Raw genomic sequence first — 17958 nt, forward strand, 5'->3', positions numbered from 1 at the left:
GGTATTTCCAATTTAGATCCGCGAGAACCTAAGGTCTCTCAAATCATTTTACATACATTAAAATATAGACGGGTTATTTTGCCACACGACCTGTAAGGTCGTTCCAAGACAAAATCAATTTTTTAGACAAAAACTCAGAACTGCTAGCTTGATCACTAACAAAGCGTCGGGATTAACGAGACGCAAAAGGTAAGACGGCTCATTTAACACTATCTATAAAGATAAGGTGTCTCAAGAACACCCTGTATTAAACAAGCCTCTATTTTAAATAGTCTTAGCGACTAGATCATCTGAATGTTGATTTGGTTGTTGAGAGGTTTAACCTTCTCTTGCAACCTTTTCAGATCTTCAATGACCGCATCATTCAAGCGAGTCTCTGCCTTATGGCGCGTGAGATTCTGCTGCATGCGTTCTTTCTTCGTCAGTTCCTGTCTTGCCTCTCCGCGCGCCATATCTTTTACGATATGGTACAGCTCAGAAAGAGCAGGATACTCAGAATCAAAATCGACACGCTCATCACCCTGAACATTATCCATAATGATACACACTCGGATACTGATCTCAGGTAAGTCACATTGCCCTTGAATACCCGCTAAGCACAAAGTATTTACGTTTTCGTAAATCGTCGCGTTACGTTTTTCAATGGCTAGTGCTTGATGCTGCTTTTGCAACTCCGCCTGCTTCTTCACTTGAAGTAGAAGGTAACCTGCGTAAGAGCCCAAGCCGAGAATGATAATTCCACCAGCAATTGCTAATAAGGTTACGTTCATTGGCTATTAACCTTTAAAGCTGTCTAAATCGAAATCTTCGAATTGAGATAGCAAGTCTTCGTCAGAGCTCGCTTTCTTCTTAGATGCAACCGGTGCTTCTTCGAAGATCTCTTCTTCATCGTCTTCTGGCTCTAGTAGACCTAAGCGGCCCATTAGGTGTTCGATACGATCAAGTTTCTCATCAACAAACTTCTGTAGACCAGCACCTAGGTTTTCACCATTTTCGATACGATCTAGCAGTGTGTTCAGTTGAGCATCATTCTCAAGCATCTCTAACTCTTGTTCGTTAGATAGCTTGCGCTCTTGTTTAGTCGGCTTCTTCGCTGGTTCAACGATCAGCGGAATTTTTTTCTTGCTGCCTAAACGAGGGTCACGAGCTTGTGCAGCTTTACGCTGTTTTGCTTCGCTACCATCTGAATGACGGCTGCCAGACTTCAGGCCTTTACGCTTTTTAACACGCTTACGTTCACGACCTTCAACATCAGATTCACTACGGTTACGAGTAACCATAGGCTCCGGAGCGCCAAGTGCTCCCGGCTTTCTTGATTTCTTACTACGACCCATTACTGCACTTTCCTCAGTAAAATTACATCATTTCCAAAAAATTCTAGTTCGAGCTTATCCCGCTCTGCCAAAAACTGGAATGTTTGACGACTAAAGAAGACGACATGTGTCGGGTCATTCTTGTAGTGCCAACCAGCAAACGCGTCTACGTCTATTACTAGTTTAGTCATAAGACCAATCCAGCCCTTGGGTTTAACTAAATTCAACCATTGCTGCCATACTTTGTCTGGGTGATAAAGATGCTCTATCACCTCCGTGGCAGTCATAAAGTCATACGTTTTTTCCAACACAGAGGGTTCTGGGTGGTAATAGATATCGTACAACTCCATGGTGTGTCCGGCTTCTTCTAACATAATAGATAGCGTAGGGCCTGGGCCACAACCAAAATCCAACCCTTGTGAGTTAGATGAAATTTTGTCTGTTAGTGGATCCGCGATGCGAGATAAAAAGCGGCGATAGCCTGCATCACTAGGATCGTTCTCATGGAGATCATAGTGTGCTTTTTCTTCTTTTGCTTCTAACCTTTGTTCAGGTTTAACAAATACCAGTTCACATTGCTGACACTGCAGATAGGCTCTGCGTTTGTCTTCAAAATAGTGATTCACGCCTTGGTGATGGCATAAGGGACAAGTATACATAGCACATCCTTAAACAGGGATGCGAAACATACCAGAAACTGAGTTTATAGTGGAGAGGTATTGGGTGTTTTTTCATCAAATCAATAAAAAAAGCGATAGGAAAACCTATCGCTCTCTAAATCTGCCTATATCGGCCAAAATTTGCATACTCAACTTGGTACACAAATCTCCATTTGTTATTGGTGCTTTCCATGCCAAATTTGTTTGTTGTTCATCGTCCTGATGAGTTTTGGCTATCCTTTTCTAACACCTTGTTGCTGGGCTGTCCTAGCCTGATCCATTTCTGTCTATACCGTTAGACTAGATGATCATCCATATCTAAGTCAGCTCCTAGCTGATGGCGGTTACTTTACCGTGTTACAAAAAGACTACAAGAGTGCGACTTCACACTTTTGTACACAAATCGATCACACATTGATAAATCAGACATAAACACAAAACGCATTAATAAAACCAATACAAAAGAAAACGCCCCGACCATTACTGATCGGGGCGTCTCTTCAATCTCGCTCGAACGTACATTCCTTTACTCTGGCTAAGAGCAAGAAACCGACAAATTAGTGTAAACCACCAACGTACTTCGATAAGGTATCAATATCAGCGTCTGTTAACTTTTTAGCTACATCACGCATCATCGCATTCATGTCGTTATTACGGTCACCATCGCGGAATTTTTCAAGTTGAGCCTTGATGTAATCTGCGTGCTGACCTGAAATCTTAGGGAAACCAGAAAGTTCGGTACCATTACCACGAGGACCATGACAAGCAATACACGCCGTTACGCCGCGTTCTGCGTTACCCGCTGTGTAAAGAACCTTACCTTCATCTACTACATTTTCAGGAGTAGAGTTACTAGAGATAGGTAGAGAGGCGTAGTATGCCGCTAGGTCAGCCATATCTTCTTCAGATAAAGGCATCGCCATTGCACCCATTACAGGTTCGTAACGACCTTGCTTACCACCACTTGTCATACCTAGCTTAAGCTCTTTTAACTGCTTCTCTAGATACTTCTCATGTTGACCAGCCAGCTTAGGGTACTGAGTGATCAGGCTGTTGCCGTCAGCACCGTGGCAGGCAACACATGTTTGTGATTTGGCTTTACCAGCTTCAATACTACCTTGAGCCCATACTGAGCAGCTGGCTAAAAGACTCAAAATTAGCGCTAATTTCTTCATGACATTCCATTATAATTATCAAGCTTCCAGTACCACTCTATGTTGCCACTCATGGTACAATAGGCGACCTTATGCCGAGCACGGTTATTTTACACAAATTCACAAAAAAGTAATCAATCGACTACACAAAGTCGAGATGGAGTTAACAGTGAGCGTAAAAATTCATTATCAAAACACGCATTTCATTACCAGTGCACCTGATATTCGTCATTTACCAGAAGACGAAGGGATCGAAATTGCGTTTGCAGGACGCTCCAATGCTGGTAAATCTAGCGCGCTAAATCGCGTTACAAACCAAAAAAGCTTGGCGAAAACCAGTAAAACACCCGGTCGAACTCAGCTAATCAACCTATTTAAGGTAACGGACGGTTGTCATATCGTCGATTTACCTGGATATGGCTTTGCTCAAGTACCACTTGAGATGAAGAAAAAATGGCAGAAGTCGCTAGGTGAATACCTACAACGACGTGAAAGCCTGAAAGGTTTAGTGGTATTGATGGATATCCGTCACCCAATGAAAGACCTTGACCAACAAATGATCTACTGGGCTATCGATAGCCGCATCCCAGTACAGGTTTTGTTAACAAAAGCAGACAAACTGAAAAGTGGTGCGCGTAAAGCACAGCTACTGAAAATCCGTAACGATGCAAAATCTTTCGGTGGTGATGTTGCGGTTGATGTCTTCTCTTCAATGAAGGGCATCGGCGTTGACCAACTGCGTGCCAAGATGGATGAGTGGTTTGCGCCTGCGCTTGCTGATCAAATCATTGATGAGTTAGCAGACGAAGAGCACAACGACTCAGAGTAGTTCCTCTACTTATCGCTATAGGTTAGAGCACTTACAACACGTGATTTAGCCTTATCAATGCCCCTCCTTATATAGGTGGGGTATTTTTTTGCCCAAAAATGAGTGAGTTAAGCCTAAGTTTTTAGTGTTAAAAATCGGATTTAGCCACTAAAACCAATAGAAGTGAACCATACTAAAAGACACATCTAAATAATCAGAACAATGAGAAAGGAATACTCATGTGGAAAATACCATTGGCCATCATTGCACTTATGTTGGTCTCACTGACAGGGTTTGCCTCTGAAGCAGAACAAGAACAAGCCCCACTGATCAATGTCGATATGACCTTAGACCTCGATGGCATGGAAAAGTACGCCCAAGATGCGAGTGAGTCTCTTGAGGTGATATCGCAATCTTTGCAGGCGATAGTCAACAACCCCAACCTAAGCGACGACCAGCAACAAGCCCTCAATCAAACCGTTGAAAGTATCAATAAGCTTGCGAGCTCCACCAAGACATCACTCAATCAACTACCACAAGCCTTAGACCAATCTCGACTCGCCTTTAAACAAACCAGTCAAATGCTGTTGGATGATGTTCAGACCAAGATCATCATTGCGTTAGCGGCCGTTATCGCCGTCATTATTATCGCTTTGACCGCTATCTATCTGCTTATCCTGAAACCCATGCAGCAAACCTTGGTAAAAGCGACCAACAATATCTCTTCGATGGCACAATCCATCCAGATCACCGCCGAAGCACTGAAATACAGCACCGAGAAGCAACAGAAAATCATGGATTACATTGAGCATTCACCGACTCAATACACTGATAAATAAGGCGTGAGCCATCAATCCTTTATCGATAACTTGTAAAATAAAAGTTATTTCAAGTGATAAAACAATCGACTTAGAGACGGATTTAAATTACCAAAAGCTGATCGAATTCCAGATCTAAGGCAAATCAGGGGCTTATCACTGTGCTTGAGAAAGTGTAATAAAAGGCACTAAAAATGAGAGGTTTTACGGGGGAATGGTAGGTTGGAAATATTTTTCTTTCGCACAAGAAAAAACGCCCCAGTCAAATACTGACTGGGGCGGCTGAATCAGCCTAATCCAATAACGTGAAACAAAAGGTCTGAAAGATAGAACATCTTACCTCTGTACCCTACAAGATTTAATGTACAACAATTGCTCAGAAATGAAAACAATTTTTGTAGTTTTTTTTCATGAATGTTTTATTAAAACATCTAAGTTCTTTTCACAGCTTATCTTTATTCGAGACAAAAAAAAGCCAGTGTTTGTGCACTGGCTCATACTAATTTGCTTAATAAGGTCAAAAACTGATTAGTGGGCTTGATCCCAGTTATCACCGTGGCCAGCTTCCGCCACAAGCGGCACTTCTAGTTCTGCCGCGGATTCCATCAATTCTTGTACTTTACTTTCAATTTCGGCTAAAGCTGACTCTTCCACTTCAAACACCAATTCATCGTGTACTTGCATCAATAGCTTCACACGACCATCGCCTTCCGCTTGAATCCACTCATCCACCAACAACATCGCTTTCTTAATGATGTCCGCTGCTGTGCCTTGCATTGGCGCATTGATCGCCGCGCGTTCAGCAGCTTTACGACGCATGCCATTACGAGATTGAATCTCAGGAAGGTGCAGTCGACGACCGTAAATGGTTTCAACGAAGCCTTGCTCTGAAGCAGCACTGCGCGTGTCTTCCATATACTGCATTACGCCAGGGTAACGCTCGAAGTAAGTGTCCATGTAGTGCTGTGCTTCGCCACGAGGAATACCCAGTTGCTTAGCCAAGCCAAAGGCACTCATACCGTAGATAAGACCGAAGTTAACGGCTTTAGCACGACGACGTTGTTCAGTGGTCACACTCTCAATATCAACACCAATGATCTCAGCAGCCGTTGCCGCGTGGATATCTTTGCCTTGTTGGAATGCTTCCAGAAGCGCTTTATCACCCGAAAGGTGCGCCATGATACGCAATTCAATTTGAGAGTAATCGACCGCTAGAATCTTCCAACCATGTTGTGCAACGAATGCTTGGCGGATACGACGGCCTTCTTCATTACGAATTGGGATGTTCTGCAGGTTTGGATCTGTTGAAGACAATCGACCCGTTGCTGTCACCGCTTGGTGATAAGACGTATGAACACGACCCGTTTCAGCGTTGATCATCTTCGGTAGTTTATCTGTGTAGGTCGACTTTAGTTTCGCAAGGCCACGATACTCAATGATCAGCTTAGGTAGCGGGTAATCAAGAGCCAACTCTTGCAGCACTTCTTCGTTGGTTGAAGGTGCACCTGATGGCGTTTTCTTGATAACAGGCAGACCCATTTTCTCAAACAGGATCGCTTGCAGCTGTTTTGGCGAGTTCATGTTGAACTCTTGCTCTGCAATCTCGTAGGCTTTCTGTTCTAGCTCATCCAATCGAACCGCAATCTCTTGCGATTGAGCGCCCAGCAACATGTCATCGATGAATACGCCGGTACGTTCAATGCGAGACATTACAGGGATCAGTGGTACTTCGATTTCTTCATAGATGGCTTTTAGCTTTTCATCTTGCTCAATGTTTTCCATCAAACGGTTATGAAGACGTAGTGTCACGTCAGCATCTTCTGCTGCGTATGGAGACGCCTCACCCAGCTCAATCTGATTGAAAGTAAGCTGCTTCTTACCTTTACCTGCGATTTGCTCAAATGAGATGCAGCTGTGCTGTAGGAAACGCAGCGCTAGGCTGTCCATATCATGCTTGCCACCTACGCTATTGAAAACGTAAGACGCCAGCATGGTATCGTGCTTGATGCCTTTCATCTCGATACCGTAGCGCGCTAGCACACTCATATCGTATTTAAGGTTCTGACCTACTTTCGCTTGTGCATCATCTTCAAGAATCGGCTTAAGCTGTTCAAGTACCCAATCGCGATCCAGCTGCTGCGGTGCATCTAGGTAATCATGGGCAACCGGTACGTAAGCGGCAACGCCTTCTTCAGTCGCGAATGACAGGCCAACGAGGTTCGCCACCATGTAATCTAGGCTGTCTGTCTCGGTATCGAAAGCAAACACTTCAGCCGCTTTTAATTTTTCTAGCCAAGCATTGAATGACGCTTCATCGAGGATGGTTTCGTAGTTACTGCGATCAATCGTCACTGCAGAGGTGTTCATTTCTACAGTAGATGTAGTTGATGCCTCGCTGCTGCGCACTGCACCCGACTTCTCATCCGCCTCAACCACACCGCTGCCGCCTTCCAGTAGCTCGTTCAACCAAGATTTGAAGACCAGTTGACCGTATAGCTTAATCAGCTCATCCGTATTTGGTTGTGCTTTTACAAGCGACTCAGGTGTCTCTTCTAACTCGACGTCCAGTTTGATCGTTGCAAGCTCGTAAGACATCTCAGCGTTGTCTTTATTATCAATCAGCTTCTTAGCCATGGTTTTTGAACCACGGAAGCCAAGAGCGGCAATATCATCCAGGTTTTGATACAGCTTTTCGATGCTACCAATGCCTTGTAGTAGAGCAGTTGCTGTTTTGTCACCAACACCTGGAACGCCAGGAATGTTATCCACTTTATCGCCCATCAGTGCAAGGTAGTCGATAATCAGCTCAGGTGGGATGCCAAACTTCTCTATCACGCCTTCGCGATCCATAACCACGTTGGTCATGGTGTTGATCAAAGTAACGTTGTCATCAACCAGCTGCGCCATATCTTTATCGCCAGTACTGATCAAAACCGGCATGCCCGCTTTAGATGCTTGAGAAGCTAGCGTACCAATCACATCATCCGCTTCAACGCCTGGGATCGAGATAAGTGGTAGACCCATTGCGCGAATCACGTTGTGCAAAGGTTCGATCTGACAACGTAGATCATCCGGCATAGGTGGACGATTAGCCTTGTACTCTGGGTACATGTCATCACGGAACGTCTTTCCTTTTGCATCAAAAATAACCGCAATACGATCAGAAGCAAATTGACGCATCATGCTGCGCAGCATGTTAACTACACCGTAAACCGCGTTAGTCGGGATATCACCATTGCTCATGGTGCCAGGGTAAGCATGAAACGCGCGATATAGGTAAGAAGAGCCATCGATCAGAATCAATGGATTATCAGGAATACGAGCCATAATGTTTGTGTATCCAGTAAGTACAGAAATTATCTGTTAAGAATGCCACGTCTGTTGGTTGGATTCCACGTTGTCGATCTGTATCCGTTCACTCGGTTGTGTTCGTTATAATCGATTTGTTGTTATTTTTTGTTCTTAGACGCAAGCGTTCTGTGGATAACTCTGTTTATATTATTTATCCACCCTGTTGAGAACTACGGTGAACAACTCAAAAAACACCAATAAACAACTGAAAATAAAGAATAATTTTACAGATCGAACAGATGATCAACGATCTTTTCTCGATCTTGCGTTGTGGAAAAGAATGCTGATGGCGTTTTATTCATAAAAATACGTGCCACTAAATATGCATCTTGTTGAAATGGTGGGTATAAAAAAAGCGACACCCGAAGATGTCGCCTAGCAAAAACCGGTAAAGCCATTCAAATTGAATACCACAGCTTTACCTAAAAGCTATAAATTACACTGGAAGCAATGTGAGCAATGTCGTGTCAAAAAGAACTTAGTACAAGTTCGCGAGAATTCTGTTGGGTAACCAAGTAGATACTTGAGTACTTAACATCCTTGTGAACATTTCCTCATTCCCTAAGACGAAGTTAATAATAATGATTCTCATTTAATAGTCAACAATTAAATGATAATAAATCTCATTTGATTTATAAACCGTTAACAGCAGTGCTTAAATTTGCTTCAAAAAATGGATTCTATGGTCATTAATGTCTTCTTTTTCTTCAAATCTTTCGATTAGGTAACCGTTTCTCAATAACAGGCACAACATTGCAGGGAACTGGTTACGAGACTTAACCTTTAACTGTCTGTAGCCCTGCTCTTTCGCCCACTGTTCCTGAACGTCTAATTGCGCCTGTGCAACGCCTTTGTTCCTCGCGAGCGGTGACACGCCACCAAACCAGCTGTAAAAAGTATCTTGATCCAATTCATAGCCGATCTTAAAGCCAAGCAACACGCCAGCTTCTTCAGCCACTAAGATAAGGCTCTTTTTCCCTGCCAGCCGCTCTGACAGAGAAGCGACACTCTCTTTTTTAGCGAACTCAGAGATCTGCTCGACCACAGACACCACTTCTTCTAAAGAACCTTCACGTACGACAACTGACATCTTATTCATCCTTATAAACGAAAGGGCTGGCACAATGGCCAACCCTTTACTGATCACTTAAGTGAGATCTACACGGTTACTTTTCTTTTAAATGCTCAGCAGCTTGTGCGTTATCTTCAGCAAGCCACTCTGCGACATCTTTAGCGAAGTAAGTAAGAATGCCATCAGCGCCAGCACGCTTAAAGCACAACAGTGATTCCATGACGGTTTCGCGCTCTTTCAGCCAGCCGTTTTGAATCGCCGCTTTGTGCATCGCGTATTCACCAGATACTTGGTAAGCAAACGTAGGCGCTTGCAGTTCGTGCTTAACACGACGAACAATATCAAGGTAAGGCATGCCTGGTTTCACCATCACCATGTCCGCACCTTCATTAAGATCCATCGCGACTTCATGAATCGCTTCATCGCTGTTGGCTGGATCCATCTGGTAGTTCTTCTTGTTACCACCTTTCAGGTTCGAAGCACTGCCAACTGCATCACGGAATGGGCCGTAGTAGCACGATGCATATTTTGCAGAGTACGCCATAATCTGAGTATGAATATGGCCCGCTTCTTCTAACGCTTCACGGATCTTACCAATGCGACCATCCATCATATCTGACGGTGCAACCACATCCGCACCCGCTTCAGCGTGTGATAATGCTTGCTTGATCAAGACTTCAGTCGTCTCGTCATTCATCACGTAACCATCTTCATCGATGATGCCGTCTTGGCCGTGAGTGGTGAACGGGTCTAGTGCTACGTCAGTAATAACGCCAATGTTTGGCACATGCTCTTTTAGTAAACGTACAGCGCGCTGCACCAAACCTTCTGAGTTATGAGCTTCAGCTGCACATAAACTTTTAGCATCTTGGTTCACGACTGGAAATAGAGCAATCGCAGGAACACCCAGCTTTGACAGGTAATCTGCTTCCTCGAGCATGTAGTCGATCGACAAGCGTTCAACACCTGGCATTGACTCGACAGGCTCGCGGCGGTCTTTACCCATCAGGATAAACATTGGGTAGATTAGATCATCCACAGACAATTGATTTTCTGCCATTAGGCGACGGCTAAAGTCGTGCTTACGCATACGGCGCATACGGCGACCTGGGAATTGACCTTGAATTGAAACAGACACTAGATTCTCCTTGCCTAGTCTAAGCACCGAAATACTTAGATATGAAAAGTGCTAAATACAGGCAAAAGCATATCACTGATGGCTCAGGACGCTAGCAGTAAAATATGAAACCCACTCAAAAATAGGGATAAATGGCAAAAAATGACCTTCTCCTCACACTGCCGTATACTCATGACAACTCAGTAAAGACCGCTTTCAGGACAAAACAATGATCGACACCCATGCTCATATTTACGCTAGTGAATTCGATGAAGACCGCGAACAAGTCGTGCAGCGCGCACTGGCTCAAGGGATTGATACCATTCTATTGCCGAACATCGATTTAGAATCTATCGAGCCAATGTTAGCGACGGAAGCTCAGTTTCCTGATGTGTGCCGTTCAATGATGGGCTTACACCCTTGTTATGTGGATGCGAATATCGAGCAAACCCTAAAAACCATTCGAGCTTGGTTTGATAAGCATGACTTTATCGCCGTGGGTGAGATTGGTATCGACTTGTACTGGGATAAAACCTTCAAGGCTGAACAAGAGATGGCGTTTGTGACTCAACTGCAGTGGGCAAAAGAGCTTGATTTACCTGTGGTGATCCACACTCGTGATTCCATTGAAGAGACACTTGCCCTACTTCGTAAAGAACAAGATGGCAGCTTACGCGGGGTATTCCACTGCTTTGGTAGCAGCTTAGAGGAAGCTCAAGCGATCAACGAGCTAGGCTTTCATTTAGGTTTAGGCGGCGTTTCGACCTTTAAGAACTCTGGGATGGACAAGGTGATCCCACATCTCGATATGGATTACGTCATTCTAGAGACAGATTGCCCATACTTGGCACCAACACCGAATCGCGGTAAACGCAATGAACCAGCCTACACAGAATTAGTAGCAAAACGCATCGCCGAATTACGCGGAATTACCCTTGAAGAAGTCGAAAACATAACCACAAAAAATGCTAAGGCATTGTTTAATTTATGACAAATCTATTAATAAGTAATTATTACGGATTTTTCCTGAATTTATTTGAGAAAGCTAAGTGACATGTATAGTATCAACCACCTGCATATAGAGGTAGTTGATTATGTGTGACCATTCACAACACTTACAACGTCAACATCGAACCCTATGGCATAAAATTTTGGGCATCAAAGAGCTCTATATATGTCAGAACTGTGGCTATCAGTTAAAGATTCGATAAACAGACATAATAAAAAAGCGGCCCTAGGCCGCTTTTTTATTATGTGATTTTTACTGAAGCATTCCGAATCAAGATTCAGCTTCTTCCTCTTCATCCGCATCTGGCTTACGCGTATAAAAGCGTGCGAAAAACAGACCAATCTCAAACAGAATACACATTGGAATCGCCAACAGTGTTTGCGAGATCATATCTGGTGGTGTCAGCATCATACCGATGATGAAAGCACCCACCACAATGTAAGGACGCTTTTCAGACAGAGATTGAGGCGTTGTTGCCCCCGTCCAACACAACAAGATAATCGCAACAGGCACTTCAAAGGCAATACCAAAAGCAAAGAACAGCGCGAGTACAAAATCAAGATAGCTTGAGATGTCGGTTGCGAACTCTACTCCCCCTAATGATATGGCCGTAAAAAAGCCAAATACCAACGGGAATACAATAAAGTAAGCGAACGCCACACCACAGTAAAACAGCAATGAACTTGAAGCCAATAGCGGCATGATCAAGCGTTTTTCATGCTTGTATAAACCCGGAGCAACAAAAGCCCACACCTGATACAAAATAAACGGAACCGCGAGGAATATAGACGCGATCAAGGTTAATTTCAGCGGTGTGAAAAATGGCGATGCAACATCGGTTGCGATCATCGTCGCCCCTTCCGGTAGACGATCTACCAAAGGTGCTGATACGAATTCATAAATATCATTAGCAAAATAAATTAGCCCGACAAATATCACTAGCACCGCGACAATCGCACGTAGTAGGCGATTACGTAGTTCTAGAAGGTGGCTAATTAAAGGCTGTGTCTGCTCAGTCGAAGACATGTCAAACCTCTTAAACAGGAAGATCGAAAAGGAGCCGCGCGTGTATCTATCCAGTTGAATTGGTATCCACTTGAATAGTTATTTACTTGAATAGATATCTATTTAAACATCTAGCGAATCAAGTATCCGGCGACTCCTCCTTGCGAGACTATTCGGCTTTCTTATCTGACGGTGCTGAAGCTTCACTGTTGACCTGAATGGTTTCAGATTCCACAGTTTCCATGACACTAGGTTTAGTCTCACTTGGCTTATCAGACTCAGGCTTAGCATACGGACGTTGAACCTCAGCAGCGGCCTGCTTGAGTTCATCGACTGACGCTTTAAGGTCTGGAGATAAATCTTCCATACCCATTTTTTCCGCCTTGCGTAGGTTTTCTTGCAGCTCTTGCACCTTAAGCTCATGAGAAAGTTCATCTTTCACACTGTTTGCCATGCTTTTCGCTTGTCCAACAAACTTGGAAATACTGCGAATCGCCACGGGCAAACGCTCAGGCCCTAAAACCACTAACCCAACGACAGATATTAATACCAGTTCCCAAAAACCGATATCAAACACGATTTACGCCTGCTCTTTGTCTTTCTTTGTTTCAGCAGTTGTTTCAGCGTGAGCTTCTGTCTTCTGCTGTTCAATATTCTTTGGTTCGAAGTCTGCATCTTTCTTATCTACAGGCTTGTCTTCATCGCTCATCGCTTTTTTGAAGCCTTTAACCGCTGAACCTAAGTCACCACCCATACCGCGCAGTTTCTTTGTTCCGAATAGCAAAATTACAATTACAGCAATGATTAGAAGTTGCCAAATACTGATACCACCCATTGTCATTGTCCTCGGGTCTGTCTACACATAAAAATATTAAGAGAGTCTACTGTCTAACGACGGTAAGCTCGCCAACTAAGCAACCAAAATGTGACACCTGCGATGCCACAGCCCATAGATAGCTGCTCATAAGGGCTTGAAACTAATATTGCGGAGCATACGGCTAAAGTGGCTCCAACGCCAAACAAAAACTTTCCAGTTGCTTGCTGACGCTTACTATCTCGGTAACCTTGATAAAGCTGATCCATTCTGTGGTTCATCGCTTTACCTTGGCGCAAGCTGTCATAAAGTAGCTCTGGCAGCTCTGGCAGTTTTTCTGCCCAGAATGGCGCACGCTCTTTTACTGCGTTGATCACAGCTTGCGGCCCCACCTGATTCATCATCCAGGTTTCAAGGAAAGGCTTCGCCGTTGCCCACAAATCAAGTTGCGGATACAGCTGACGGCCTAGGCCTTCGACATACAACAAGGTCTTTTGCAGAAGCACCAACTGAGGTTGAACCTCCATGTTGAAACGTCTTGCTGTATTAAATAAGTTTAGCAACACATGGCCAAATGAGATCTCGCCAAGTGGTTTTGCAAAGATTGGCTCACACACCATACGGATCGCGAACTCAAAATCATTGACGTTAGTGTCGTGTGGCACCCACCCCGAATCAACATGTAGCTCAGCAACTTTACGGTAATCTCGATTGAAGAAAGCCAACAAGTTCTCTGCTAAATAGCGCTTATCTTCGCTATTGAGCGTACCAACAATGCCACAATCCAAACCAATCCACTGAGGGTTATCTGGATTCTCTGGGTTAACAAATACGTTGCCCGGGTGCATGTCTGCATGGAAAAAGCTATCTCGGAATACTTGGGTGAAGAATACCGTCACACCGCGTTCCGCGAGCAATTTCATGTTGGTGCCGTTGGCTTCTAGCGTCTCAATATCGGAGACTTGAATACCATAGATTCGCTCTGACACCATCAGGGTTTCGCTGCTTAGATCAGGGATAACCTCTGGAACATACAGCTCTTCACTGCCTTCAAAATTACGTCGCAGTTGAATGGCATTGGCCGCCTCACGGCGCAGGTCGAGTTCATCAAGTAACGTTTTCTCGTACTCGTGAACCACTTCAACCGGTTTCAAACGACGTGCTTCAGGAAGCGACTTAGCGACTATACGCGCCATTCGGTGCATCAGTTTTAGATCTGCGTCAATCACCGGGCGAATATCAGGTCGAATTACCTTCAGAACAATCTCACGACCGCTCTCTTTAAGCTTTGCGGTATGCACCTGAGCGATAGAAGCAGAAGCCAGTGGCTCGATATCAAAGTCGGTAAACCAGTTGTCTAAACTGCCACCCAACGCCTTTTCCATATCTTGCTTCGCCAGTTGACCATCAAACGGCGCAACTTGGTCTTGCAACAACGCCAACTGATCGGCGATATGAGGAGGGAACAGATCACGACGTGTCGACATCATCTGTCCAAACTTGATCCACACTGGACCAAGTTCTTGCAGCGCAAGGCGCAAGCGATGACCCAACTCTTTATCTTGATGCTTGTTCTTAAGCCAAAACAGTGACTTTCGCGCCAACAAAGGAGCTTTAGTCAGTTGGTGTTCCGGCATCAACTCATCAAGGCCATATTCCAACTGTACCTTGATAATATGATAAAGACGTTTCAGTTCTGCTGGGGTCATGCTTTCTCCAACAGAGCGTTCAACTTAGCTTCAAGACGAGCAGCAGAGCTTTTTACGTCATCAACTTGGTCGCAAAAATGCGCGACTTCTAACGGTGCTGGTGCGATCTTCCACTCTTCAGTCAGAACTTGAGCAACATGGTTTTGATGCTTAGTTGCCTGTTTTGCTACAAAGCCACCGACGTTTTTAACGCCTTGCACCAAGGTATGCGCAACCACATCACCCGTTACGCGCGATAACCACTCTTCCAAATCAGGCTTGCAGTCTGTCATCAGTTGAGCGAATTTCTGAGCCAGTTGAATATCACCTTCTAAGATCAGCTTATCTTGCTTGATCAGCTTGGTGATGTTCGATTGCTCACGCAGTTCAGGTAACACCGATAGGTTCAAAGATAGGTAGCAGTCAGGCTGCCCTTCGTATTCTGACAACACATCAATCTGTTGGCTGAAAACGAAAGTGAGTGTTTTATTCAACTCTTTCAAATTGACTTGAATGATCTGCCCCTTTAAACGAGACAAACGACGAACCAGTGCTGGATCATCGTTCACGAAAGTATTTAAAGAGGTTTCAATAACCGCGGTGACCAATGGATCAAATGGCATGACTGTCCTTACCTTTGAAAACGGATAAGCCTTAACCTATCCGTTCTATCTTTATTCTTATTGTTTAGCACGCTCAGCGAGCCTGCTACCAAGCTCGACTAGAACTTGTAACCGCGGTGCAGCGCAACAATGCCGCCCGTTAGGTTGAAGTATTTTGTATTTTCAAAGCCCGCTTCTTGCATCATGCCTTCCAAAGTCTCTTGATTTGGGTGCATACGAATAGATTCTGCAAGGTAACGGTAGCTGTCTGCATCGTTAGCAATCAACTCACCCATTTTTGGCAACAGGTGGAAAGAGTATGCGTCGTAAACCTTTGATAGTGGCTCAAGCACTGGCTTAGAAAACTCAAGAACCAACAGACGGCCACCCGGCTTAAGTACGCGGTACATAGAACGCAGCGCTTGGTCTTTATCGGTTACGTTACGCAGACAGAAGCTGATCGTAATGCAATCGAAGTAGTTATCTGGGAATGGCAACTCTTCAGCGTTCGCTTGTACGTAGTGTACGTTGCCAACAATGCCGCTATCACGCAGCTTATCACGGCCAACATTCAGCATTGAGTTGTTGATATCAGCAAGAACCACGTGGCCTTTTTCACCAACGATACGCGAGAATTTCGCAGTAAGGTCGCCAGTACCACCACCAAGATCTAAGATACGCTGACCAGGGCGAACGCCACTGCAATCAATCGTGAATCGCTTCCACAAGCGGTGAACACCACCCGACATTAAGTCATTCATGATGTCGTATTTAGCGGCTACAGAGTGAAATACCTCTGCTACTTTCGCGACTTTTTCGTCTTTCGCGACTGTTTCGAAACCAAAGTGTGTGGTTTCTGACTCTACTGCTGAATTTGTCTGCACGCTTGTGTCCATAATGCTGTTATCTACCATGGTAAGTTCTCATCGACAGCGCTCTTTGTGTTTAGAGGCGCTGCGGCCGATTAGTTTACTTTATCCTCAGCAGGTTGTCTTTCTACTAAGGAGGCATTTTCTGAAAAAGCCTCATTTTGCGCCATTTCAGCCAAACCAATCGAGATCGGTTTCTTCACTTCAACACCCAATTGCTTGAAGCTTTCGGCCTGACGAATCACGTTGCCACGGCCTGTTACTAGCTTATTCATCGCACCTTGATAGCTTTGGTTGGCTCTATCTAACGAGCTACCAAGGCCTTCCATATCGTCCACAAACAAGCGCAGTTTGTCGTAAAGCTTACTTGCACGCTCTGCGATGACTTGAGCGTTCTGGTTCTGTCTTTCATTACGCCACAGGTTATCAATGGTACGCAGTGCCACCAGCAAAGTGGTTGGGCTGACCAAGATGATGTTTTGCTCCATCGCGTCTTTCACCAAGCTAGGGTCGGCTTGAATAGCGACTTGGAATGCTGGCTCAACCGGGATAAACATCAACACGTAATCCAAGCTTTGGATGCCTTTGAGCTGATGATAATCTTTCTGGCTCAAACCTTTGATGTGCGCTCTTAACGACACCAAGTGATCACGCAATGCAGCATCACGCTGCTGGTCGGTTTCGGCATTGAAGTAGCGTTCAAATGCCACCAACGCCATTTTGGAATCGACCACCACTTGCTTATCTTGTGGCAGATGCACAATCACATCCGGTTGATAACGCTTGCCCGCATCGTTTTGTAGGTTCACTTGCGTTTGGTATTCGTGCCCTTCGCGCAGTCCTGATTCAGCAAGCACCCGTGCCAGTACCACCTCGCCCCAGTTACCTTGTTGTTTGTTGTCACCCTTTAGCGCTTGAGTCAGGTTCACCGCTTCACGCGTCATACTCTCATTAAGACGCTGCAGGTTTTTAAGCTCATGCACCAAAGTATGACGCTCTTTGGCTTCTTGGCTGAAGCTGTCGTTCACTTGTTTCTTAAAGCCTTCCAACTGCTCTCTTAGTGGAGACAACAAACCTTCTAGGCTCTGCTTATTCTGCTGATCGACCTTGGCGGTTTTGGTTTCAAACAGTTGGTTCGCTAACAATTCAAACTGCTGCTTAAGTCGCGATTCAGCTTGCTCTAGCAACTGCAGCTTTTCGCTATTGGCGAGGTTTTCTTGGTCATGCCTTGCTTCTTGCTCGCGCAGCTCGGCTTCTAATTCAGACTTATGATCTTTAAGCACATTGATCTCATCAGCGTACTGCTGGCGCTCTTGCTTTACCGCCTCAAAGTAGCGCAGTTTTTCCATTGCAGCCATCACCTTACCGTGCGCCTGCTTGAGCTCGAATGCCGCTTTGTCTCGGTCATCATCTAACTCATCGAGCTCTTGTTGCGCCTCTGCGAGTGATGCTTTGAGCTGAGCTTGCTGAGATTCATGCAACAAACGATCGGACTCTAGCTGCTGCTCGAGCAATCGCTGCTGAAAAGAGAGCTTCTGTTTAATCCACCAACCCACGACACCGCCGCTGACGAGCGCGCCAGAAATTGCAGCAATAAGCGTTGCCTGATGTTCGATAATCCATTGCATGATAATGATTTAGCCTAATTTGAAATAACTCATTAAATGGTATTTTGATAC

The 17958-nt window shown here is 44.8% G+C and carries 17 protein-coding genes; 3 read left to right on the forward strand and 14 right to left on the reverse strand.

Translation table 11 applies throughout. The annotated features are described in order from the left end of the window. Positions 1-281: 281 nt before the first annotated feature. The 4 genes from AB4274_RS17380 to AB4274_RS17395 form a co-directional block, all read right to left on the reverse strand. Positions 282-770, reverse strand: coding sequence for a DUF2489 domain-containing protein (locus AB4274_RS17380; protein WP_372112734.1), 489 nt, complete (start codon positions 768-770; stop codon positions 282-284). A gap of 6 nt (positions 771-776) precedes the next feature. Beyond that, positions 777-1334 (reverse strand): Der GTPase-activating protein YihI, encoded by a 558-nt coding sequence (yihI, locus tag AB4274_RS17385; protein ID WP_017060163.1) that lies wholly within the window; start codon positions 1332-1334, stop codon positions 777-779. Next, a complete protein-coding gene (locus tag AB4274_RS17390) occupies positions 1334-1972 on the reverse strand; it encodes a class I SAM-dependent methyltransferase (RefSeq protein WP_019826511.1) in 639 nt (212 codons plus the stop codon). Before AB4274_RS17390 ends, yihI begins: the two co-directional genes overlap by 1 nt. Before the next feature lie 557 nt (positions 1973-2529). Further along, positions 2530-3147: a cytochrome c gene (locus AB4274_RS17395; protein WP_012602993.1), complete on the reverse strand. Its 618-nt coding sequence runs from the start codon at positions 3145-3147 to the stop codon at positions 2530-2532. A gap of 148 nt (positions 3148-3295) precedes the next feature. On the opposite strand from AB4274_RS17395, the gene yihA reads away from it, so the two are divergent. Together yihA and AB4274_RS17405 are read left to right on the forward strand one after the other, a co-directional pair. Beyond that, positions 3296-3955 carry a ribosome biogenesis GTP-binding protein YihA/YsxC gene (yihA, locus tag AB4274_RS17400; RefSeq protein WP_017060162.1) on the forward strand — a complete coding sequence of 220 codons (660 nt, stop codon included), beginning with the start codon at positions 3296-3298 and terminating at the stop codon, positions 3953-3955. Positions 3956-4173: 218 nt separating this feature from the next. After that, positions 4174-4773, forward strand: a complete 600-nt coding sequence (locus AB4274_RS17405) for a GTP-binding protein (RefSeq protein ID WP_137002245.1) — start codon at positions 4174-4176, stop codon at positions 4771-4773. Positions 4774-5280: 507 nt separating this feature from the next. Here AB4274_RS17405 and polA read toward each other — a convergent pair. From polA to hemB, 3 genes are all read right to left on the reverse strand, one after another. Beyond that, a complete protein-coding gene (polA, locus tag AB4274_RS17410; protein WP_372112737.1) occupies positions 5281-8079 on the reverse strand; it encodes a DNA polymerase I in 2799 nt (932 codons plus the stop codon). A gap of 679 nt (positions 8080-8758) precedes the next feature. Beyond that, positions 8759-9193, reverse strand: a complete 435-nt coding sequence (locus AB4274_RS17415) for a GNAT family N-acetyltransferase (protein WP_372112739.1) — start codon at positions 9191-9193, stop codon at positions 8759-8761. Between the two features lie 76 nt (positions 9194-9269). Next, entirely contained in the window at positions 9270-10313 is a 1044-nt protein-coding gene (gene hemB / locus AB4274_RS17420; RefSeq protein WP_017060158.1) for a porphobilinogen synthase, read from the reverse strand. Between the two features lie 208 nt (positions 10314-10521). Here hemB and AB4274_RS17425 point away from each other — a divergent pair, with 208 nt between their 5' ends. Next, positions 10522-11283: a TatD family hydrolase gene (locus tag AB4274_RS17425; RefSeq protein WP_017063053.1), complete on the forward strand. Its 762-nt coding sequence runs from the start codon at positions 10522-10524 to the stop codon at positions 11281-11283. 288 nt (positions 11284-11571) lie between these two features. On the opposite strand, the gene tatC is transcribed toward AB4274_RS17425, so the two are convergent. The 7 genes from tatC to rmuC form a co-directional block, all read right to left on the reverse strand. Then, positions 11572-12327: a twin-arginine translocase subunit TatC gene (gene tatC, locus AB4274_RS17430; RefSeq protein ID WP_017060156.1), complete on the reverse strand. Its 756-nt coding sequence runs from the start codon at positions 12325-12327 to the stop codon at positions 11572-11574. A gap of 148 nt (positions 12328-12475) precedes the next feature. Beyond that, on the reverse strand, positions 12476-12883 hold the full coding sequence (gene tatB, locus AB4274_RS17435) for a Sec-independent protein translocase protein TatB (protein WP_017060155.1): 408 nt from the start codon (positions 12881-12883) through the stop codon (positions 12476-12478). Positions 12884-12886: 3 nt separating this feature from the next. Continuing rightward, positions 12887-13141: a Sec-independent protein translocase subunit TatA gene (gene tatA / locus AB4274_RS17440; RefSeq protein ID WP_372112740.1), complete on the reverse strand. Its 255-nt coding sequence runs from the start codon at positions 13139-13141 to the stop codon at positions 12887-12889. Positions 13142-13194: 53 nt separating this feature from the next. Then, positions 13195-14829, reverse strand: coding sequence for a ubiquinone biosynthesis regulatory protein kinase UbiB (gene ubiB / locus AB4274_RS17445; protein ID WP_372112742.1), 1635 nt, complete (start codon positions 14827-14829; stop codon positions 13195-13197). Continuing rightward, a complete protein-coding gene (locus AB4274_RS17450) occupies positions 14826-15431 on the reverse strand; it encodes an SCP2 domain-containing protein (protein ID WP_017063051.1) in 606 nt (201 codons plus the stop codon). The genes ubiB and AB4274_RS17450 overlap by 4 nt, the downstream gene beginning before the upstream one ends. Before the next feature lie 98 nt (positions 15432-15529). After that, positions 15530-16309: a bifunctional demethylmenaquinone methyltransferase/2-methoxy-6-polyprenyl-1,4-benzoquinol methylase UbiE gene (gene ubiE, locus AB4274_RS17455; RefSeq protein ID WP_026012235.1), complete on the reverse strand. Its 780-nt coding sequence runs from the start codon at positions 16307-16309 to the stop codon at positions 15530-15532. A gap of 65 nt (positions 16310-16374) precedes the next feature. Beyond that, complete coding sequence (gene rmuC, locus AB4274_RS17460) at positions 16375-17907, reverse strand: DNA recombination protein RmuC (protein WP_171732309.1); 1533 nt, start codon at positions 17905-17907, stop codon at positions 16375-16377. Positions 17908-17958 lie beyond the last annotated feature (51 nt).

The organism is Vibrio sp. 10N.261.55.A10 (assembly GCF_041470825.1).
Lineage (GTDB): Bacteria > Pseudomonadota > Gammaproteobacteria > Enterobacterales > Vibrionaceae > Vibrio > Vibrio crassostreae_C.